The 17,736-nt window shown below is 66.5% G+C and carries 21 protein-coding genes; 8 read left to right on the forward strand and 13 right to left on the reverse strand.

Annotation, left to right across the window (positions count from 1 at the left end; translation table 11 throughout):
• Positions 1 to 151: 151 nt before the first annotated feature.
• The 6 genes from ACOZ4I_RS01680 to ACOZ4I_RS01705 all read right to left on the reverse strand — a co-directional run bounded on the left by ACOZ4I_RS01680 (position 152) and on the right by ACOZ4I_RS01705 (position 5,802).
• Positions 152 to 1,738 (reverse strand): Coenzyme F420 hydrogenase/dehydrogenase, beta subunit C-terminal domain, encoded by a 1,587-nt coding sequence (locus ACOZ4I_RS01680; RefSeq protein ID WP_424002388.1) that lies wholly within the window; start codon positions 1,736 to 1,738, stop codon positions 152 to 154.
• Positions 1,731 to 3,470, reverse strand: coding sequence for a nitrite/sulfite reductase (locus ACOZ4I_RS01685; RefSeq protein WP_424002390.1), 1,740 nt, complete (start codon positions 3,468 to 3,470; stop codon positions 1,731 to 1,733). Before ACOZ4I_RS01685 ends, ACOZ4I_RS01680 begins: the two co-directional genes overlap by 8 nt.
• Positions 3,471 to 3,699: 229 nt before the next feature.
• Positions 3,700 to 4,935, reverse strand: a complete 1,236-nt coding sequence (gene ftsY, locus ACOZ4I_RS01690) for a signal recognition particle-docking protein FtsY (RefSeq protein ID WP_424002392.1) — start codon at positions 4,933 to 4,935, stop codon at positions 3,700 to 3,702.
• A gap of 6 nt (positions 4,936 to 4,941) precedes the next feature.
• A complete protein-coding gene (pfdA, locus tag ACOZ4I_RS01695) occupies positions 4,942 to 5,403 on the reverse strand; it encodes a prefoldin subunit alpha (protein WP_424002394.1) in 462 nt (153 codons plus the stop codon).
• Positions 5,400 to 5,573 (reverse strand): 50S ribosomal protein L18Ae, encoded by a 174-nt coding sequence (gene rpl18a, locus ACOZ4I_RS01700; RefSeq protein ID WP_424002396.1) that lies wholly within the window; start codon positions 5,571 to 5,573, stop codon positions 5,400 to 5,402. The genes pfdA and rpl18a overlap by 4 nt, the downstream gene beginning before the upstream one ends.
• A gap of 91 nt (positions 5,574 to 5,664) precedes the next feature.
• Positions 5,665 to 5,802: a hypothetical protein gene (locus tag ACOZ4I_RS01705; protein WP_424002398.1), complete on the reverse strand. Its 138-nt coding sequence runs from the start codon at positions 5,800 to 5,802 to the stop codon at positions 5,665 to 5,667.
• An 81-nt stretch (positions 5,803 to 5,883) separates the two neighbouring features.
• On the opposite strand from ACOZ4I_RS01705, the gene ACOZ4I_RS01710 reads away from it, so the two are divergent.
• On the forward strand, positions 5,884 to 6,048 hold the full coding sequence (locus ACOZ4I_RS01710; protein ID WP_424002400.1) for a hypothetical protein: 165 nt from the start codon (positions 5,884 to 5,886) through the stop codon (positions 6,046 to 6,048).
• A gap of 47 nt (positions 6,049 to 6,095) precedes the next feature.
• On the opposite strand, the gene ACOZ4I_RS01715 is transcribed toward ACOZ4I_RS01710, so the two are convergent.
• Genes ACOZ4I_RS01715 through ACOZ4I_RS01725 form a run of 3 tightly spaced genes read right to left on the reverse strand, consistent with a single transcriptional unit; the run spans position 6,096 to position 7,194 of the window.
• On the reverse strand, positions 6,096 to 6,761 hold the full coding sequence (locus tag ACOZ4I_RS01715) for a translation initiation factor IF-6 (RefSeq protein ID WP_424002402.1): 666 nt from the start codon (positions 6,759 to 6,761) through the stop codon (positions 6,096 to 6,098).
• A gap of 2 nt (positions 6,762 to 6,763) precedes the next feature.
• Positions 6,764 to 7,042, reverse strand: coding sequence for a 50S ribosomal protein L31e (locus tag ACOZ4I_RS01720; protein ID WP_162412410.1), 279 nt, complete (start codon positions 7,040 to 7,042; stop codon positions 6,764 to 6,766).
• Positions 7,042 to 7,194: a 50S ribosomal protein L39e gene (locus ACOZ4I_RS01725; protein ID WP_162412409.1), complete on the reverse strand. Its 153-nt coding sequence runs from the start codon at positions 7,192 to 7,194 to the stop codon at positions 7,042 to 7,044. The genes ACOZ4I_RS01720 and ACOZ4I_RS01725 overlap by 1 nt, the downstream gene beginning before the upstream one ends.
• A gap of 188 nt (positions 7,195 to 7,382) precedes the next feature.
• Here ACOZ4I_RS01725 and ACOZ4I_RS01730 point away from each other — a divergent pair, with 188 nt between their 5' ends.
• Positions 7,383 to 7,835: a hypothetical protein gene (locus ACOZ4I_RS01730; RefSeq protein WP_424004771.1), complete on the forward strand. Its 453-nt coding sequence runs from the start codon at positions 7,383 to 7,385 to the stop codon at positions 7,833 to 7,835.
• Here ACOZ4I_RS01730 and ACOZ4I_RS01735 read toward each other — a convergent pair.
• The gene (locus ACOZ4I_RS01735) at positions 7,832 to 8,644 is read right to left on the reverse strand and encodes a ZIP family metal transporter (protein WP_424002405.1); all 813 of its coding nucleotides are present in this window, start codon (positions 8,642 to 8,644) and stop codon (positions 7,832 to 7,834) included. The genes ACOZ4I_RS01730 and ACOZ4I_RS01735 overlap by 4 nt on opposite strands.
• A gap of 163 nt (positions 8,645 to 8,807) precedes the next feature.
• Between ACOZ4I_RS01735 and ACOZ4I_RS01740 the strand changes: the two genes are divergently transcribed.
• Positions 8,808 to 9,080 carry a hypothetical protein gene (locus tag ACOZ4I_RS01740; RefSeq protein ID WP_424002407.1) on the forward strand — a complete coding sequence of 91 codons (273 nt, stop codon included), beginning with the start codon at positions 8,808 to 8,810 and terminating at the stop codon, positions 9,078 to 9,080.
• 48 nt (positions 9,081 to 9,128) lie between these two features.
• Here ACOZ4I_RS01740 and thpR read toward each other — a convergent pair whose 3' ends face one another.
• Positions 9,129 to 9,692, reverse strand: a complete 564-nt coding sequence (thpR, locus tag ACOZ4I_RS01745; protein WP_424002409.1) for an RNA 2',3'-cyclic phosphodiesterase — start codon at positions 9,690 to 9,692, stop codon at positions 9,129 to 9,131.
• Between the two features lie 106 nt (positions 9,693 to 9,798).
• Here thpR and ACOZ4I_RS01750 point away from each other — a divergent pair, with 106 nt between their 5' ends.
• The 4 genes from ACOZ4I_RS01750 (at position 9,799) to ACOZ4I_RS01765 (ending at position 12,687) form a co-directional block, all read left to right on the forward strand.
• Entirely contained in the window at positions 9,799 to 10,578 is a 780-nt protein-coding gene (locus tag ACOZ4I_RS01750; RefSeq protein ID WP_424002411.1) for a tetratricopeptide repeat protein, read from the forward strand.
• Complete coding sequence (locus tag ACOZ4I_RS01755) at positions 10,575 to 10,865, forward strand: DUF424 domain-containing protein (protein WP_424002413.1); 291 nt, start codon at positions 10,575 to 10,577, stop codon at positions 10,863 to 10,865. The genes ACOZ4I_RS01750 and ACOZ4I_RS01755 overlap by 4 nt, the downstream gene beginning before the upstream one ends.
• Positions 10,866 to 10,914: 49 nt before the next feature.
• Entirely contained in the window at positions 10,915 to 11,361 is a 447-nt protein-coding gene (locus ACOZ4I_RS01760; protein WP_424002415.1) for a hypothetical protein, read from the forward strand.
• Positions 11,362 to 11,439: 78 nt separating this feature from the next.
• Complete coding sequence (locus ACOZ4I_RS01765; RefSeq protein ID WP_424002417.1) at positions 11,440 to 12,687, forward strand: aminotransferase class V-fold PLP-dependent enzyme; 1,248 nt, start codon at positions 11,440 to 11,442, stop codon at positions 12,685 to 12,687.
• Between the two features lie 273 nt (positions 12,688 to 12,960).
• Here ACOZ4I_RS01765 and katG read toward each other — a convergent pair whose 3' ends face one another.
• Positions 12,961 to 15,105 carry a catalase/peroxidase HPI gene (gene katG / locus ACOZ4I_RS01770; protein WP_424002419.1) on the reverse strand — a complete coding sequence of 715 codons (2,145 nt, stop codon included), beginning with the start codon at positions 15,103 to 15,105 and terminating at the stop codon, positions 12,961 to 12,963.
• Positions 15,106 to 15,416: 311 nt separating this feature from the next.
• Here katG and sufU point away from each other — a divergent pair, with 311 nt between their 5' ends.
• A complete protein-coding gene (gene sufU / locus ACOZ4I_RS01775; RefSeq protein WP_424002421.1) occupies positions 15,417 to 15,839 on the forward strand; it encodes a Fe-S cluster assembly sulfur transfer protein SufU in 423 nt (140 codons plus the stop codon).
• A gap of 84 nt (positions 15,840 to 15,923) precedes the next feature.
• Here sufU and ACOZ4I_RS01780 read toward each other — a convergent pair whose 3' ends face one another.
• The gene (locus tag ACOZ4I_RS01780) at positions 15,924 to 17,651 is read right to left on the reverse strand and encodes a histidine kinase N-terminal 7TM domain-containing protein (RefSeq protein WP_424002423.1); all 1,728 of its coding nucleotides are present in this window, start codon (positions 17,649 to 17,651) and stop codon (positions 15,924 to 15,926) included.
• Positions 17,652 to 17,736: the final 85 nt, after the last annotated feature.

The following is a 17,736-nucleotide window of genomic DNA, read 5'->3' on the forward strand; positions in this document are numbered from 1 at the left end:
CGCGTCCAGAGTGGCGACACAAGGTCGGCTTACGATCGCGCTCCCGATCGTCTGACGGTCAAAATCCGTTCGACCGACGGGCGAATTCGGGCTTAACAACGAAATAATCCGGTGTGAACGGTGATGTCACCCTGATTTGCCACCCCGCGAGTCAGTGGTCGCTCTCGTGGGGGTTGCGCGTCGTGCCGTAGTTATCGGCGTGGTCCGTGTAGTCGATGAACCGGGGGGCGTCGGGGTCGAAGGGCCGCTGCAGCGAGTCGAAGGCCTTCTTCTTGTCCCAGCCCTGGAGCTTCCCGATGGCCGAGCGGTCCTCGAGGTCGTGGTAGTCGAGGTCGGGTTCCGTCAGTTCCCACGCGCGCAGCCCCTGCTCGGTGCGGACGATGACCGAGGAGTACTCGTCGCTCGAGCCGACCGATCCGACGGTGAGGTCGGCGCAGTAGCCCGTGAAGTCCGCGCATTCGTCACACCCCTTGAGCGCGGCGTCGTGGAACGCCTCGATGTCCTCCTCCAGCAGCATCTCGCCGTCCTCGCCGTAGACCATCAGCTTCCCGTGGAGCACGTCCAGCTTGCCGATGTCCGACCGGTCGATGCCCCGCTCCTCCTCGATGAGCTCACCGACGAGCGAGTAGTAGTTGAAGTTCTTCGTACACATCAGCGCGATGGTGTAGTCGACCGCGCGGACGCCGTCCTCCTGGGCGGCGTAGTCCCAGTCGAAGTCCTGCAGGGCGCGGATTCCCTCGATCTCACACGGCGTTCCGACGAGCGCGAGCGACGCCTCGGCGAGCGGCACGTCGAGCTTGTGCGCCCAGCGCTCGAGGTTGAGGTTCCCGAGCGCGAGCGTCTGGTTGTAGAAGCTCCCGGCGTTCTCGATGCATTCGGCGGGCGTCGTCGCGAGGAACGACTCGGCCTTCCACTCGGCGTCGTCGCTCTCGGTCGCGATGAGCGCGCCGTCGATCTCGCCGGCGTCCAGCAGGTGACACAGGACCGAAGTTACGAGGCCACCGTCCTGGGCGTTCTCGCGCCAGTCCTCCTCGACTTTCGCGGAGTACTCCGTGATGGGGTCGCCCGCGCCCGAGACGTTGTCGTCGCCGCCGGTGATCTTCCACTGGCGCTCGTACCGCAGGCCCCCGCGCGGGCACACGTCCCAGCACAGCGAACAGCCGGTACACATCTTCACGAGCTCTGGCAGGTCGTCCTCGCCGACGCCGATGGAGTCGCTCGGACAGGCCGCGACGCAGGTCCCACACTGGATGCAGCGGTCGGCCTGGATGACCGCCTCGTCCAGTTCCATGAACCACGTCTTCCCGTCCGGTTCCTCGATGTCGCTCATCTCCGCACGGATGCCGTAGCCGGGCGTGTCGAGGTCGACGCCGTCGGGCACGCCGACGCGCTCGTCCGGTTGGCTGCTCTCCACGTCCTGACTGGTGCCCGATGCGGGCTCCGTGAACTGGATCGGCTTGAGTTTCCCGTCCGGTTCGACGTTCGCCGCGCCGGTGCCGCCGTCCGGTCGAGCGCGCTCCGTGCCGTCTCGAGTGCGTTCGCCACCGCCACAGCCACACGAGTCCCCACAGCCACAGCCGTCGCTCCCATCGCCCGGCACGCCGGGCATCGGTTCGCCGCCGTCGGTCACCAGCGGGGGGTCGCAGCGGCTCGGATCGGCGTCGGCTCGCTCGCCGTCCACCAGTTCGGGCGCGGCGTCGGCCGGTGCGACCTGCCGCCGGTAGCGCCGATCAGTCATCCTCGGCCACCTCCCCGCGGCCGCCGCCGTCGCCGTGCGCGACGCCACCGGCCACGTCGGCGTCGGCGCGCCGCATGACCGAACGGAGGCGGTCGTTGCCGACGCGGCGACACCACTCGTAGAAGCGCTCGCCCTCGTCGCGCTCGTCGGCGTAGGCGTCGAACAGTTCCTCCAGCGCCGGCACGACGGCGTCGGCCGGGACGGCGTGTTCGACCCAGTCGAGGAACTCGTTGTCCGCCCCGAGGCTCCCGCCCAGCCCGAAGTCCATCCCTTCGACGATCGCGTCCCCTTCCTCGTTCGTGGTCCGCTCGGGGTCGGCTACCTGCACGGTCTCGCCACGGAAGCCGATGTCGGCGATCTGGGGCTGGGCGCAGGAGGCCGAACAGCCGGACATGTGCATCCGTACGACATCGATCTCCTCGGGCACGTCGACGCGGCGGTCGAGGGCCTTCGCCCACCGACGGACGCGCCGTTTCGTCTCGATGATGCCGTAGTTACAGAACTCGGAGCCGGTACAACCGACCGCGCCGCGCGAGAACGGGCCCGGGTCCGGCCGGTAGTTCCGGGCGAACGGTTCGTTCAGCAGGTCGCCGAGGTTCTCCTCGGGCACGTGCGTCACGAGGAAGTTCTGGTCCGTCGCGAGCCGTATCGAGGCGTCGTCGGTCCCGAACTCCCGTGCGGCCCGCGCCGCGCGGGCGAACTCCTCGCCGCCCATCCGCCCCGCGATGACGTTGAACCCGACGTAGTGTAGTCCGTCCTCGCGCTGGTCGTGGACGCCGACGTGATCGCCTCGGTATCCCTCCGTGCAGTCGGTGCCGCGGGTCGGCAGGTCGACGGCACAGCGGTCCCGGACCGCTTCCTCGAACCGCTCGGGGCCCAGCTGCTGGACGAGGTAGCGCATCCGGCAGACGCCGCGGTTGTTCCGGTCGCCCAGTTCCTTGAACGTCTGGGCCACGGCGCGACAGAACTCCACGGCGTCTTCCGGCGGGACGAACACGTCGAGGTCCGACGCCATCCGCGGGCCGTCCGAGAGGCCGCCGCCGACCCGGACGTGGAAGCCGTAGTACCGCTTGCCGTCGACCTCGCGGCGGGCCGGCGTCAGTCCCACGTCGTTGATCTGTGACTGCGCGCAGTCCTGCCGACAGCCGGTGACGGTCATCTTGAACTTCCGCGGGAGGTTCGCGTACTCCCGGTTCTCCGTGAAGAACTCCGAGACGGCGTCGACAACGGGTTGAGCGTCGAAGCACTCGTGGTCGTCCAGCCCGGCGGCGGGACACCCGAGCACGTTCCGCGCCGAGTCCCCACACCCCTGAATCGTCGTCAGGCCGACCTCGTCGTAGCGGTCCCAGATCTCGGGCACGTCCTCGACTTCGATCCAGTGCATCTGGATGTCCTGTCTGGTCGTGATGTCGAGGAAGGCGTCGCCCCAGACCGGATTCTGGTCCTCGCCGCCGAACTCATCTGGCGCGGTGGCGTACTCGGCGGCCACCTCCCCGACGACCTCGGCCTGCTCGGGTGACAGGTAGCCGCCCGGGGCCTTCGTCCGCAGCATGAAGTACCCGTCTTGCCGGCCGTGGGCGTACAGCCCGGCCCACTTCAGGCGCTCCCACTCGCCGTCGCCCGCGCGGGCCTCGATCTCCTCGAAACTCAGCTCCTCGTCCGCGTACCGCCTGACGTCTTCGACGACGTCAAGCGGGTGTTTCTCCTGTTTCCAGCGTTCGACTGTGTTCATTGACCACACACCTCAATACTGTGTGGATTGATGATGGACGACCGGCCCCTTCAACGCGCCTCTGCCGGAGAATACGTCCACACCTCCCCCGATGCGGCAACACTGTCCGGGTCGGCAGCGTCGACACTCGTCGGACCGCTGAGGTGTCACGCGGTTCCACGAACGCGGGCCGCGCGGGCGTCGAACGTCGACCGCCTCTACCAGAAATAATTGCCGCGAGGTCGGTGGCTCACTCGCCGATCAGGCTGTCGACGATCTCCTCGGGGTCGAACTGTTCCAGGTCGTCGTAGCCCTGGCCGGTGCCGAGGAAGAGAATCGGCTTGCCGGTGACGTGCGCGACGGAGATGGCCGCGCCGCCCTGCGGATCGGCGTCGGCCTTCGTCAGGATCGCACCGTCGACCTCGGCGGCGTCGTCGAACTCGCGCGCCCGGTTGACAGCGTCCTGACCGGCGACCGCCTCGTCCACGAACAGCGTCATGTCCGGGTCGATGTTGCGGTCGATCTTCTCCAGTTGGGCCATCAGATCGTCGGAGGTGTGGAGTCGGCCGGCCGTATCGCCGAGCACCACGTCGATGTCGTTGGCCTTGGCGTACTCGACGGCGTCGTAGATGACCGCCGTCGGGTCCGAGCCCTGCTCGTGGGTGATGATCTTCTTGTCGAGGTTCTGGGCGTGTTTCTCCAGTTGCTCGTTCGCGCCGGCGCGGTAGGTGTCGCCGTTTGCGAGCACCGTCGAGAGCCCGCGGTCCTCGAAGTACTGCGCGAGCTTCGCGATGGTCGTCGTCTTCCCGACGCCGTTGACGCCGGTGAAGACGATGGTCACGGGCTTGTCGGCCGCCCGCACGCGCTCGTCGAAGTCGAACTGCCCGACGCTGATGACCTCGTACAGCGACTCGCGCAGGGCGTCGCGGACGAGGTTGCCCGTACTGGAGAGGCGACGGCGGGTCTGGCCGGTGAGGTTCTCCTTGACGCCCTCCAGAATCTCGTTGGCGACGCTCATCTCAACGTCGCTCGACAGCAGCGCCAGTTCGAGGTCGTCGAGGTGCGTCTGGAGGTCGTCCTCGTCGATGACCGTCTTCCCGGTGGCCATGAGCTTCGCCTTGGCGGCGAGCCCGCGACCGTCGTCGGACTCGTCGGCCGCTGGCTCGGACGCCGATTCGTCGGAGGCGCTCTCCGGGGGTGCCGCGTCGGTCTCGCCGTCCGCGGGGCTGTCCGGCATCGACTCTGCGTCGGGTTCCGCCTCGACGTCGGGTGCTGTGTCGGCCTCGACCGTCTCCTCGATTTCGGCGCCGACTTCGGATTCCGTTTCGGATTCTGCGTCCGCTTCGACCTGGGGTTCCCCCTCGGTCTCGGCTTCGGGTTCCGCTTCGGCCTCAGCTTCCGCCTCGGCATCCAACGCCTCCTCGTCGACGTCGTCCTCGACGTCGCTCGTGAACCCGCTAAGTTTGTCCTTCAGTCCGTCGAACATGCGGCCTTACTCGTCGTCCTGCTCTTGTTGCTGCTGCATCATCTGCTGCATCTGCTGCTGTTGCATCTGCTGGGCCTGCTGTTCGAGTTCCTCCATCTCGGTCTCGACTTCGGCCTTCTCTTCCTGCAGCTCGCCGATGTGGTCGTCGAGGGTCTCCTGTTTCGTGCCCAGCGTGTCGATGGCTCCGTCCTGCTCACGCTCGGCGGAGTAGCCGCCGCCCAGCGAGACGACGACCTCGTCGATGTCGTCGATGGTCGCACGGATGTACGCGTCGCCGCCGACCGGGACCTGCACCGTCGAACCGGATTCGAGGACCTTGATGGCCTCGATGGCCTCGTCGATGTCGGACTTCTTCTCGCGCAGGCGCTCGATCTCCTCGTCGATGGCGTCGATCTCCTGCTCCATCTGCTCGATCTCCTGTGCGACCTGCTGCATCTGACCGCCGCCACCGCCACCGCCGCCCATCATGCTGCCACCTCGTCGATGGTGATCTGGGTGCGCTTGAGGTTGTGCTGGGAGCCGAAGTCGGCGTAGACGCGCTCCGTCGCGACGTTTTCGTTGGGCGCTTCGACCTCCTTCTCGAACTCCTGCGGGCCGTCTCGGGCCGGGAAACTACCGCGAACAGTGAACGTGCTCATACACGCAGGTGCGGGCAGGGCAGGGAAGTATCTTCCCCTTCCGCCCGTGTGCGGTCGCACAACAGCGCGGCCGGAGCAGCCTCGAACGAGACTACTCCGATGTGTCTGGTGCGTACACCATGTCGCCGCCGCACTCGGGACAGGACGGCCGGAGCACGTCGGTCGAGTAGTCGCACTTCCGGCAGACGAGTCGAGTCGGGTCGTCGACGGCTGGGGTTCGTTGAACCATGTGTGTCAATTAGCCCGGTGACATATTATATCTTGACACGAATTGTCATGGACTATGTGCCGGCGGTCCCTAGCCGGCGCTATGAGTCGGACGACCTATCAGTGTCAGTGCGGTGCGACACTGCGATACAGGCAGGACCTGACGCTGGACCCGAGCGCCACGAGTCGGTCGTGGACCTGTGGGGACTGCGGGCTCCCCGTTCCGGGCGTCGTCGCGGAGCAACTCAGCCACCAGCACCCGTCCTGACGAGACGGCTACGGATAGAACAGTGGTCGGCCACTCGGGCCGGGCCGTCAGTCGATGTACCCGAGCGCCGCGTCGATGCGGCCCAGTTCGGGGCCGGACGTCTCGGAGCCACAGACGTAGCCGTAGTCGTTGGCGACCAGCCCGGAACCGACGAGCGGGCCGCCGTAGTTGATCGTCCCGATGTCGGCGGGCACGTCGAGGACGTCTTCGAGCGCGTCGAGTTCGCCGTCGGTCGCCTTCGGGTGACAGAGCACGCCGTTGTTGGTGGCGACGGCAGCGGTCCCGACGGTGTTGACGCCGGCGATGACGCCGCGTTCGACGGGCACGTCGAGGCCGTCGCGGACCGCCTGCACGGCCTCTTGTGAGAGGTCGGGGTGGACGTACGCGCCGTGGTCGTTACAGCAGACGACGTTGCCGGCGGCGTTGATCCGGCCGGGCAGTCGCGTCACCGGGAGGTCGACGACCTCCTGGATCCGCTCGATTTCCGTCTCGCGGACGCGCTCGGTGACGACGAGCCCGTTCGCGTTGCCGACGGCCAGCGCGCCGACCGTGCCGGACTGACCGACCGTCGTCGGCACGACCGGCACGTCCAGTTCCTCGCTCAGGTCCTCGACGAGCGATTCGTCTAAGTCGGGGCGAACCAGCACACAGTCGTCGGTCGCACGGGCGAACACGCCCACGTACGACGACCCGGAGAATGCCGCGCGGAGCAACGTTACTCGGCGGTTTCTGCTTCGACGACGGCTTCGCCCTCTTCTTCGAAGCGGGCGGCGCGGACGCGAATCTTGCTCGGTGTCTTGGCGCGGCCGCGGGCCCAGGCCGCCTCGTTGATCGAGGGGTCCAGACGGACGGCGCTCTCGTCGACCGAGAAGTGCTTGGCGAGGTGCTCGCGGATGAGGACCATCGCCTTGTCGGCGCGCTTGTGGTTCGGTTCTGCCCGTGCGTCGCGGAGCGGGACGGTCACGACGCGCTCCTCGAAGTCACTGGCGCTCATTATTCGTCAGTGTCGTTGCGCCGCCAGTGGCGTCGCTTGTGGTTTCGCTGCACGTCGCGGTCGGTCTTGAGCATGACCCAGGCCGGGACGCGACTGTTCTGGTTCTCCAGTTTGGCCAGTCGCTTCTTCTTGGCCTTCGACTTCTTACTCATGGTGTGCTGCCTCTTCCGCGCCGCGGCTTAAATTCCTTCCTTTTTGCACCCGTGCCGTCCCCGTTATCAGCGGCCATAACTGCGGACGTAGAACTAAGTGCAGTCATTTCCCTGATTTTCGGTAGATGAATCGCCGGACGTTCCTCCGCACGGTCGGAGCAGGGGTCACAGCCGCGGGCTCGGGCTGTCTGGGGGGCGGCGGTCAAGTCGTCGTGAGCGTCAAGCAGGACGTAACCGTCGATCCGCAGAGCGCCTGGATGAAAGAGGAGATCCCCGACGTGTCCGATCCCGGCGGGGAGATCCAATACATCGTCAAGGCGGACGTGCCGTTCAGCGTGTACTTCTTCACCGACCGGACCGCGTTCGAGCGCTACGACGCCTACATCAAGGGCCGGGAGCCCGACGAGACCCCGCCGGGGAACCCGGAGTTCAGCCAGACTGCGATCCAGCCAGCGGGGTCCGACATCTACGAGGCGTCGACCGCCAACGGCGGGGCGCGCGAACCGCTGGAGGAGCCCGGGCCGTACTTCTTCGCCGTCGACCACTCGAACTACCGCATGGAGACGCGCGTCGAGGAGTTCGACGACCCGCTGACAGCGTTCGTCGACCTGACCGTCATCGAGAAGCGCCTCCCGATCTAGACGAACGCGAGCGGGATCATCGCGAGCACGCCGACCGCGATGCCCGTCGTCAGTTCGCGCTTGCCGCCGCCGGGCAGGCCGGCCCCGTACTCCAGTGCTTCGGGAACGAACTCCGTGAGGACGAGGTACACCATCGCGCCGGCGGCGAAGCCGAACCCGAAGGGGAGGAAGGCCTTCGCCAGCGTGACGAAGTAGTAGGCGATGACGGCTCCGAGCGGCTGGGGCAGCGAGGAGAACACCGCCCACCACACCATCTTCCACTCGCTGACGCCGAGCGAGCGGAGCGGAATCGCGATGGCGGTCCCCTCCGGGATGTTGTGGATGGAGATGGCGACGGTCATGAACACCGCGAGCAACGGCACGGAGAGACCGGCGACGGCCATCATGCTCCCCGGTTCGGTCGACTCCAGTCCCAGTTCGGCGAACGAGACGCCGACCGCCACCCCCTCGGGGAAGCTGTGGACCGTCAGGATGCCCAGTATCAGCAGGAGCTTCTTGAAGTCGGCCTGCTCGAACTCCTGTGGCGAGTGTTCGAAGCCCTCCAGCGCACGGTGGGCGACCACGACGAGGCCCACGCCGGCGAGGATTCCGGGCACGAGCAGAACCGGCGAGCCGTAGGCAAGCCCCTCGCGGACGAGGCCGAACAGCGACGCCGCAACCATGATGCCGGACGCCAGCCCCCACAGGAGGACGTTCCACCGGTCGGAGAACTCCTCGACGAGGAAGAACGGCACAGCACCCAATCCGGTGGCCAGCGCCGTCAGCAACCCGGCGACGAACACGAACGCGACGTTCTCGAAGGCGACCATGCCGGTGCTACGCCGCTCGGGCGGTTAAGAATTATCACGAAGTTGATTGTTTTCGGTGGGCCTAAACGGTCCCCGGGAACGACGTAATATCCCTTATACAATATCGTCGGTCAATATGCACTAGTGGACAACACTTATCCAGATATTCTCTCAACTATGGTGTATGTCAAAAGCAGCTCGGCCAAATAACGCAAATTCCTACGTCATCGAGGCGAATAGTGACGAGGATGTGGAGTTCTCACTTCGAGCGATGAACAGCGGGAACCGATACGACGTGGTGGACTACGCCGACCCGATCCTGGCGGAAAAGTTACAGGCTCGCGAACCCGGGAACTCCGTCCGGGTCGATCTCGCGCCGGTCGACGAGGCGGCGAACCGCTGGGCGGTCACGCGACACCTCCCGGGCGCGTCACCCCGAATCGGTCTCGGTCGCTGAAACGGACTGCCGTGGGGCGGTTCCGACACCGCACACCTCGGACCCAGCTCACAGCGACACCGACGCCAGCGTCCGATACGTCGGGCCGTCGCTCCCGAGGACGCTCTCTTTCAGGCGAATCTCGTCTACCGTCATGAGGCCCACGTCCGGGTCGTCGGTCTCGACGACGCGCTGGACCGTCTCTTTTCCGCCGGCGTGGTCCATCCGAGCGATGGTCGCGTGGGGCGTGAAGTCGTGGTCTTCCGGGTCGAACCCCAGGTCGACCGCGTGTTCTTCGACCGCCTCGTGGAGCGCGGTCAGTTCTGCGTCGCCCGCGCCGTCTCGGACGCCGACCCAGACGACGCTGATGTAGTCGAGCGACGGGAACACGCCCAGGCCGCCGACCCTCGCATCGAACGGTTCGACACCGCTGTCGGCGACGGCGATTTCGAGTGCCTCGACCACTTCGTCGACGCGCTCCGGGTCCGTGTCGCCGAGGAACTTCAGCGTGACGTGGGCCTGGTCCGGGTCGGTCAGGCGGAGGCCCGACACGCCCTCGAAGCGCTCCTGTACGGCGGCGACGGCGTCGCTCAGTCCGTCGAGGTCGACGCTGACGAACAGGCGCTTGCTCACGTCTCGACGTTCCGCCGGCGGGCGCAAGAAACCACCGACGCACGGGGTTCCGACGGCGCGAGCCGGGTACGTAGCCCTTAACCGGATCGGTCGCCAAATCAGGTGTATGACAGAGCACGACCCCGACGACCACGCGTTCTCCGAGGGCCAGGGGTTCGACGACCCCTACGAGGGGTTCGACCTCGAACCCCCGGAGTTCGAGGTTGACCCGGACAAGGTCGACCCCGTCGACTCGCGCGTCGTCACCGACATGCTGGACCGGCGGAACATCCCCTCCGACGCCGTCGACCCCGAGCAACTGCTCGACGTGGGACTGGAGTACATGCACATCAACCGCCACGAACAGGCCGCCGAGACGTTCGAGCGCGTCGCCCAGTACACCGAGGACGACCGCCTCGAACAGGAGGCCTGGACGAACAAGGGCGCGGCCCACGCCGAACTCGAAGAGTGGGACGCCGCCATCGGCGCGTACCGGGAAGCGCTCGACTTCGGCGATGAGAGCGAGGCGCAACGCGCCTCGGAAGACGTGAGCGGTGCAACTGCGAACAGCGACCACGCCGCGACCGCCGAGACGAACCTCGCGTACGCGCTCTGGGAGTCCGGGCGCTCCGAGCAGGCGCTCGAACACGCCGAGCGCGCCGTCGAGATCGACCCGCGGTTCGCCGAAGCCTGGTACAACCGCGGCTTCTTCCTGCTCGAACGCGGCCTGTCCGAGGACGCGCTCGAAGCGTTCGACAACGCCATCCGACTCGGCTTTCGCAACGCCGACGTGCTGGAGGAGAAGGCCCGCGCGCTCGAGGAACAGGGCGAGTACGACCGCGCCGAGGAACTGGCCGAGGAAGTCGACGAGATGCGCGAGCAGGCCGAACAGCAGCTGCTTGAATGATACTCAACGAACGCGACACCGACGAGGGGTTGCTCGTCTCCGTCTGCGACCCGGACATCATGGGCGAGACGTTCGAGGACGGCCCCGTCTCGCTGACCGTCGACGAGGAGTTCTACGGCGGCGAGACCGCCTCGGAGGACGAGATCATCGACAGCCTCGCGCGCTGTTCCGTCGCCAACATCGTCGGCGACGACGCGGTGGGCGTCGCCGTCGAACACGGCTTCGTCGACGAGGAGAACGTCCTCGACGTGGGCGAGACGCGCCACGCGCAGTTGCTCTGGCTGTAGTCACACCCGCCGCGACACCTCTTTTGTCCGGCCGCTCGGAACGGCCCGTATGTACTCCAGAGACCACGCCATCGTCTCCGCCGTCGTCGGGGCCGGCGGCGTCGTCGGCCTCTCGGTTCCCGTTCCCTGGTGGGCGGCGCTCGGCTACGCGGTCGTGGTCGGGGTCGCCATCGACGTCGACCACTTCCTCGTGGCGCGACTGGAGACCGGCGACTGGGCCGCCCTCCGGCGCTGTCTCCGGAACCCGCGCCTCGTCGTCAGCGGCCAGGACGAGATCTTCGACCCGTTCGACCTCTGGCCGCTCCAGCGCCTCCTGAGCCACCACGTCATCGGCGGCCTCGCAGTCGGTGGCCTCTGGCTCGGCTCCGAACCACTGGCGCTGTTCACCGCTCTCGTCCTGTACGCGCACGTCCTCGCCGACCTCGTCTGGGACAACTATCGACTGGAGACCTACCGTGAACAGCACGCGCGGGCCGCAGAGCGGGCATCCGAGTGAGCGCCCTCCCGGTCCGTCGCAGCGGCAAGTCTAGGCGAACCGAAGGAATGTTGCCCGTCGAGTTCCTGTATTCCGGTAATGGGACACTCCGAATCCGAAGCGCTCGACGTCGAGCGAATCCGCGAGGACTTCCCCATCCTCAAGCGGGAGTTCGACGGCGAGCAGGTGGTGTACCTCGACAACGCGGCCACCACGCAGACGCCCGAGCCGGTCGTCGAGACCATCGCCGACTACTACCGGACGACCAACGCTAACGTCCACCGCGGCCTCCACCAGCTCAGCCAGGAGGCCAGTATCGCCTACGAGGACGCCCACGACCGCGTCGCGGAGTTCATCGGGGCCTCCGGCGAGCGCGAGGAAGTGATCTTCACGAAGAACGCCACCGAGAGCGAGAACCTCGTCGCCTACGCCTGGGGTCTGAACGAACTCGGCCCCGAGGACGAGGTGGTCCTCACGGAGATGGAACACCACGCCTCGCTCGTCACGTGGCAACAGATCGCAAAACGGACCGGCGCGACCTGCCGGTACATCCGCGTCGACGAGGACGGCACGCTCGACATGGACCACGCCCGGGAACTCATCTCCGACGACACGGCGATGCTCAGCGTCGTCCACGTCTCGAACACGCTCGGGACCGTCAACCCCGTCGCGGAACTGGCCGACATCGCCCACGACCACGACGCCTACATCTTCGTCGACGGCGCGCAGTCGGTCCCGAACCGCCCCGTCGACGTGGAGGCCATCGACGCCGACTTCATGGCCTTTTCGGGCCACAAGATGGCCGGGCCGACCGGCATCGGCGTCCTCTACGGCAAGAAACACCTCTTAGAGGAGATGGAGCCGTACCTCTACGGCGGGATGATGATCGAGAAGGTCACGTTCGAGGACTCGACCTGGCACGACCTCCCCTGGAAGTTCGAGGCCGGCACGCCGGTCATCTGCCAGGGCATCGCGCTCGCCGAGGCCTGTGACTACCTCGACGACATCGGGCTGGAGAACATCCGCCGCCACGAGAACGAACTCGCCCAGTACGCCTTAGAGCGCCTCGACGCCGAGGGCGACGTGACGGCCCTCGGGCCGCCGGCCGGCGTCGAACGCGGCGGCCTCGTCTCGTTCAACCTCGATTCGGTTCACGCCCACGACCTCTCCTCGATCCTCAACGACTCCGCCGTCGCCATCCGCGCCGGCGACCACTGCACCCAGCCGCTCCACGACAAGCTCGGCGTCCCGGCCTCCGCGCGCGCCTCTTTCTACATCTACAACACGCGCGAGGAAGTCGACAAGCTGGTCGAGGCTATCGACGACGCACGGCAGTTGTTCGCGTAATCGGACGGTCTGTGACTGACTGAGTGCGGCCGTTCCGTGAAAACGTGGCCTCTCGATACACGAGAGGAGCTCGACAAGCTGATCGAGGCTATCGACGGCGTACTGCACGAACGCAGTGAGTGCAGTGCCAGCGAGACATCGTCTCGCCCGGCACGGCAGCTGTTTGCATAACCAGGCGTGCCGCAAGCGAGCCGATTTTCGCTCAGACCTTCACGCAATGCTGGCCGCAGACCGGCCGACGAGAAAAGCGGAGAAAAACGGTGCGTTCGGGGCTTATTCGAGGTCGAAGCGGTCGAGCGTCATCACCTTGTGCCAGGTGTCGACGAAGTCCTGAACGAACTTCTCCTCGCCGTCGTCGGCGGCGTAGACCTCGGCGACGGAGCGGAGTCGGGCCTTCGAGCCGAAGACGAGGTCGACGCGGGAGCCTCTCCACTCGACCTCGCCGGTCTCGCGGTCGCGCAGTTCGAAGACGTCCTCGGACTCATCGGACTTCTCCCACCGGTAGCCCATGTCGAGCAGGGTCTCGAAGAAGTCGTTGGTCAGCGTCCCCGGCTGGTCGGTGAAGACGCCGAGGTCGGAGCCCTGGAAGTTCGCGTCCAGCGCCCGCATGCCGCCGACCAGGACCGTCATCTCGGCCACCGAGAGGTCCAGCAGGTCGGCCTTGTCCACGAGCAGTTCCTCGGCGGTGGCGTCGTGGTCGCCGCCGATGTAGTTGCGGAACCCGTCGGCGTCCGGCTTGAGCGCCTCGAAGGACTCCACGTCGGTCTGCTCCTGCGTGGCGTCGGTCCGGCCGGGCTCGAACGGGACCTCGACGTCGTAGCCGGCGTCCGCCGCAGCCGTCTCGACTGCCGCGTTACCACCGAGCACGACGAGGTCGGCCAGCGAGACTTTCGTCTCGTCGGTCCGGGAGTCGTTGAAGTCGGCCTGAATCCCTTCGAGGGTCTCGAGCACCGTCTCGAGTTCCGCGGGCTCGTTGACCTCCCAGCTCTTCTGGGGTTCGAGGCGGATGCGGCCGCCGTTGGCGCCGCCGCGCTTGTCGCTGTCGCGGTAGGTCGACGCCGCCGCCCAGGCGGTCTTGACCAGCTGCGGGACGGTCAGGTCCGAGTCGAGGATCTCCGCTTTGAGCTCGGCGACCTCCTCGTCCCCGATCAGGTCGTAGTCCGCGTCCGGGATCGGGTCCTGCCAGAGCATCACTTCGTCGGGGACCTCGGGACCGAGGAACCGCTCGGGCGGGCCCATGTCACGGTGGATCAGCTTGTACCACGCTCGCGCGAAGGTTTCCTGGAACTCGGCGGGGTCCTCCTGGAAGCGTTCGAGGACCGCCCGGAAGTCCGGGTCGTGCTTGAGGGCGATGTCCGTCGTCAGCATCATCGGCGTGACCGAGTCCGGTGCGCCCTCGACGTCGGGAACGGTGTTTTCCAGTTCGTCGCCGACCGGCTCCCACTGCCACGCACCGCCGGGACCTTTGACCGACGTCCAATCGTGCTCCAGCAGGTTGTCGACGTAGCCCATGTCCCACTGGGTCGGCGCCTGGGTCCACGGTCCCTCGATGCCGCTGGTGATCGTGTCGGGGCCCTTGCCCTCACCGTACTCGTTGTCCCAGCCGAGGCCCTGCTGTTCGATCGGCGCGGCCTCGGGCTCGGGACCGAGGTTGTCGCCGGAGTCGGCCCCGTGGACCTTCCCGAAGGTGTGCCCGCCGGCGATGAGGGCGACCGTCTCCGCGTCGTCCATCGCCATCCGGCTGAACGCCTGCCGGATGTTCTTCGCCGACCCCTCGACGTCGGGTTCACCGTTTGGACCCTCTGGGTTGACGTAGATGAGTCCCATCACGGTGTTGCCCAGCGGCTCTTTGAGGTCGCCATCCTCGTCGAAGCGCTCGGGGGACATCGTCTCCCACTCGTCTTCGGGGCCCCAGTCGACGGCGTCGTCGCCCTTGAAGTCGTCTTCGCGGCCGCCGGCGAAGCCGAACGTCTCGAAGCCCATGGACTCCAGCGCGACGTTGCCGGCGAGGACGATCAGGTCCGCCCACGAGAGCTGTCGACCGTACTTCTGCTTGATCGGTTCGAGGAGTCGGCGGGCCCGGTCGAGGTTGACGTTGTCGGGCCAGCTGTTGAGCGGCGGGAAGCGCTGTCGGCCGCCGGCGGCACCCCCGCGGCCGTCGATTGTTCGGTACGTCCCGGCGCTGTGCCACGCCATCCGGATGAACAGCGGGCCGTAGTGGCCGTAGTCGGCCGGCCACCAGTCCTGCGAAGAGGTCATGACCTCTCTGAGGTCCTCCTTCACCGCCTCGAAGTCGAGCTTCTCGAACTCCTCGGCGTAATCGTAGTCGTCGTCGTACGGACTGATGTCCTGCGTGTTCTGATCGAGTATCTCGAGGTTCAACTGGTCCGGCCACCAGTCTTGATTGGTTCGGTTCATCACGAGGCATTTGTTCCTTTCCCCTGTTAAAATTATCTAATTCTGAAAGCGATTGTTGGCAACAGCAAAATCATTCTTTCTCGTTTATCAAGCTTTCTCGGGACAATCGGTAGTGGGATTTCGTTCGGCCGGGCGACCGGCGTCACAGACGCACGGATCGGAACCGACGTATCGGCCACTGTGGGCGCTGTGAGCTAACTCTACGGGTCGATCGACGGAATGCGCGTCACAGCGCGGTCACCGTGGTCACGGACGCAAGACGCGGTGGAGAGGAAGCCTTTTCCGGCCGACAGTCGTACCTCGGGACAACAATGGGTATCGGTGGCTCAGACATGTACCGGCAGCAGATCCTCGATCACTACAAGAACCCGCGCAACTACGGGGAGATCGAGGAGCCGACGTTCACGCACGTGGGCGAGAACCCGATGTGCGGCGACGAGATTCGGATGGACGTCGTCCTCGACGACGACGAAGAGACGATCGAGCGCGTGGCGTTCCGGGGCGACGGCTGTGCGATCTCGCAGGCCTCGGCCTCGATGCTCTCGGAGAAACTCGCCGGAATGACCGTCGAGGAACTGGACGCGATGGACCGCGATGACGTGACGGAGATGCTCGGCGTCGACATCTCGCCGATGCGCGTCAAGTGCGCTGTCCTCGCCGAGAAGGTCGCCCAGGACGGGGCCGACATCTACTTCGGCGAGAAAGAGATCGACCGGACGTCGACCGAGGACTGAGCGCCGTCTCGTTTTTCCGCGACCGACCCGTGAGCAGCGTGCTTGGCGTCTGGATAGCACAGGTGACGGCGCGTGCTGTCGTGGTTAGGCCCCGGTGGGTTCCGGGTGGGGTGTCGTCACTTCGAAGCGCGCGCCGCCGTCTTCCCCGGTCGTCAGCGCGATGTCCCATCCGTGCGCTTGCACGATGCGCTCGACGATGGCGAGACCGAAGCCGCTCCCCTCCTCCGCGGTCGTGACGCCGAGGTCGAAGACCGATTCGCGCTTCGCCGGCGGGACACCCGGGCCGTCGTCGGCGACGAAGAAGCCGTCCGCGGTTTCGCCGACGGTGACTGTCAACGTCCGGTCGCTGTCTTCGTCGATGGGCATCTGTGCCCTGTCCGGTGCGCCGTGCTCCACCGCGTTCCGAAAGAGGTTCTCGAAGACCTGCCGCAATCGGTCGGGGTCCGCCAGCACCGTGATCTCGGTCTCGACTGCGAGCCTCGCACCGTTGGTCCTGACGGCGGCCCAGGCGTCGCGACAGCACGTCGCCAGGTCGACCTCCGTCTTCTCGTCGATGGTCTGGCCCTCGCGGGCGAGTCGGAGCAGGTCGTCGAGCATCTGCTCCATCCGCGCGACGGACTCGCTGGCGTCGTCGAGGTAGTCCAGGTTCCCCGTCTGTCTGGCCAGTTCGACCTTCCCGCCGACGACCTGCAGCGGGTTGCGGAGGTCGTGGCTGACGATGCCCGTGAAGGCTTCGAGTTGCCTGTTCTGGTTCTCCAGCGCCTGCTTTCGTGCCCGCCGTTCGGTCACGTCTCTGAGGACGACCACCGTCCCGCGGACGACCCCGTAGCGGTCGGTTACCGGGGTCGCCCGGACGTCGTAGGTCACGGGAACGTAGCGACCCCCGGCACGGAGCGCGGTCGTGACCTCCGCCCCTTCGAACGCTCCCGACCGCGTGCCGTTTTCGATGGCCGCGGCGAGGTCCGGGATCGCAACGTCTTCGAGCGTCGGCTGTCGGGTCTGCCCGACGAACTCGCTGGCCGCGCCGTTGTAGTCGACCACGCGGCCGCCCGAGTCGACGACGAACACGGGGTCTGCCATGTCTTCGAGGAGCGCGTTGGCCGCCAGCGGCGTCACGTCGAGGAAGTCGTACCGGTACAGCGCCACGCCGACGCCGACGGCCTGTGAGGCGAAGAACACCGGCGTGAGATCGAGTCGGGGATGCGGCGAGAGCCCGGCGAAGTACGCCACGTTCGCGACGACGATCAGCGCCGTCACGCCGAAGATGACGCCAGTCTGCTTGCGGTAGAGGTTCCGCGTGTGGATGAAAAACCGGCTCAGGAGCGCGAAGCTCACGCCCAGAATGCCATAGAGGACGAGCAACTCGGCGAAGACCAGCGGTCCGAACGTCGCGTATGGAAGGCGCAACCCGGCGAAGCCGGCCACGTCGCGGGCGGTGTAAGCGATGTCCCACGGATTGAGGGCGTAGAGGCCGGCGTAGATCGGCGCGTGGGCCACCGCTACTCGCTCGACGACGTCGGGAATCCACTCGCTGTCGCCGGTGTACTCCACGACGAACCGGAACCAGAACACCGCGGCGAGCGGGGCAACGAGCGCTACGGGAGTCATCCAGAAAACCGAGAGGCCATCTGTCGGACCCACCAGTTCCAATAGGGCCAACAGTGCCCAGGTCCCGTCGAGGACCATCAACCACGCGAATCGATCTGAGACGGGGTGGTCGGCCCGCCGCCACGAGTACCACGCGAAGCCGAAACTGCCGACGATCGCGATGACGTGAAGCGCGAGCAAAACGACACCGACGCCCGACAACATAGGCGAATCGATCCTCTGGACCGAGATATAGGCTTGGCCTTATATATCATGCGTGATAATGCCGGGCACCGCTCTGTACGGTCGA

This window comes from Haloarcula salina, assembly GCF_049603855.1.
Lineage (GTDB): Archaea > Halobacteriota > Halobacteria > Halobacteriales > Haloarculaceae > Haloarcula > Haloarcula salina_A.

What these genes read in the sequence shown, in the direction of transcription:
- ACOZ4I_RS01725 (WP_162412409.1), bottom strand. Translation starts at nt 7,194, where the DNA reads ATGAGTAAGAAGTCGAAGGCCAAGAAGAAGCGACTGGCCAAACTGGAG.
- ACOZ4I_RS01755 (WP_424002413.1), top strand. Translation starts at nt 10,575, where the DNA reads ATGATACTCAACGAACGCGACACCGACGAGGGGTTGCTCGTCTCCGTC.
- ftsY (WP_424002392.1), bottom strand. Translation starts at nt 4,935, where the DNA reads ATGTTCGACGGACTGAAGGACAAACTTAGCGGGTTCACGAGCGACGTC.
- ACOZ4I_RS01760 (WP_424002415.1), top strand. Translation starts at nt 10,915, where the DNA reads ATGTACTCCAGAGACCACGCCATCGTCTCCGCCGTCGTCGGGGCCGGC.
- ACOZ4I_RS01750 (WP_424002411.1), top strand. Translation starts at nt 9,799, where the DNA reads ATGACAGAGCACGACCCCGACGACCACGCGTTCTCCGAGGGCCAGGGG.
- ACOZ4I_RS01780 (WP_424002423.1), bottom strand. Translation starts at nt 17,651, where the DNA reads ATGTTGTCGGGCGTCGGTGTCGTTTTGCTCGCGCTTCACGTCATCGCG.
- ACOZ4I_RS01685 (WP_424002390.1), bottom strand. Translation starts at nt 3,470, where the DNA reads ATGAACACAGTCGAACGCTGGAAACAGGAGAAACACCCGCTTGACGTC.
- ACOZ4I_RS01720 (WP_162412410.1), bottom strand. Translation starts at nt 7,042, where the DNA reads ATGAGCGCCAGTGACTTCGAGGAGCGCGTCGTGACCGTCCCGCTCCGC.
- sufU (WP_424002421.1), top strand. Translation starts at nt 15,417, where the DNA reads ATGGGTATCGGTGGCTCAGACATGTACCGGCAGCAGATCCTCGATCAC.
- ACOZ4I_RS01705 (WP_424002398.1), bottom strand. Translation starts at nt 5,802, where the DNA reads ATGGTTCAACGAACCCCAGCCGTCGACGACCCGACTCGACTCGTCTGC.
- ACOZ4I_RS01680 (WP_424002388.1), bottom strand. Translation starts at nt 1,738, where the DNA reads ATGACTGATCGGCGCTACCGGCGGCAGGTCGCACCGGCCGACGCCGCG.
- rpl18a (WP_424002396.1), bottom strand. Translation starts at nt 5,573, where the DNA reads ATGAGCACGTTCACTGTTCGCGGTAGTTTCCCGGCCCGAGACGGCCCG.
- katG (WP_424002419.1), bottom strand. Translation starts at nt 15,105, where the DNA reads ATGAACCGAACCAATCAAGACTGGTGGCCGGACCAGTTGAACCTCGAG.
- ACOZ4I_RS01710 (WP_424002400.1), top strand. Translation starts at nt 5,884, where the DNA reads ATGAGTCGGACGACCTATCAGTGTCAGTGCGGTGCGACACTGCGATAC.
- ACOZ4I_RS01765 (WP_424002417.1), top strand. Translation starts at nt 11,440, where the DNA reads ATGGGACACTCCGAATCCGAAGCGCTCGACGTCGAGCGAATCCGCGAG.
- pfdA (WP_424002394.1), bottom strand. Translation starts at nt 5,403, where the DNA reads ATGATGGGCGGCGGTGGCGGTGGCGGCGGTCAGATGCAGCAGGTCGCA.
- ACOZ4I_RS01735 (WP_424002405.1), bottom strand. Translation starts at nt 8,644, where the DNA reads ATGGTCGCCTTCGAGAACGTCGCGTTCGTGTTCGTCGCCGGGTTGCTG.
- ACOZ4I_RS01740 (WP_424002407.1), top strand. Translation starts at nt 8,808, where the DNA reads ATGTCAAAAGCAGCTCGGCCAAATAACGCAAATTCCTACGTCATCGAG.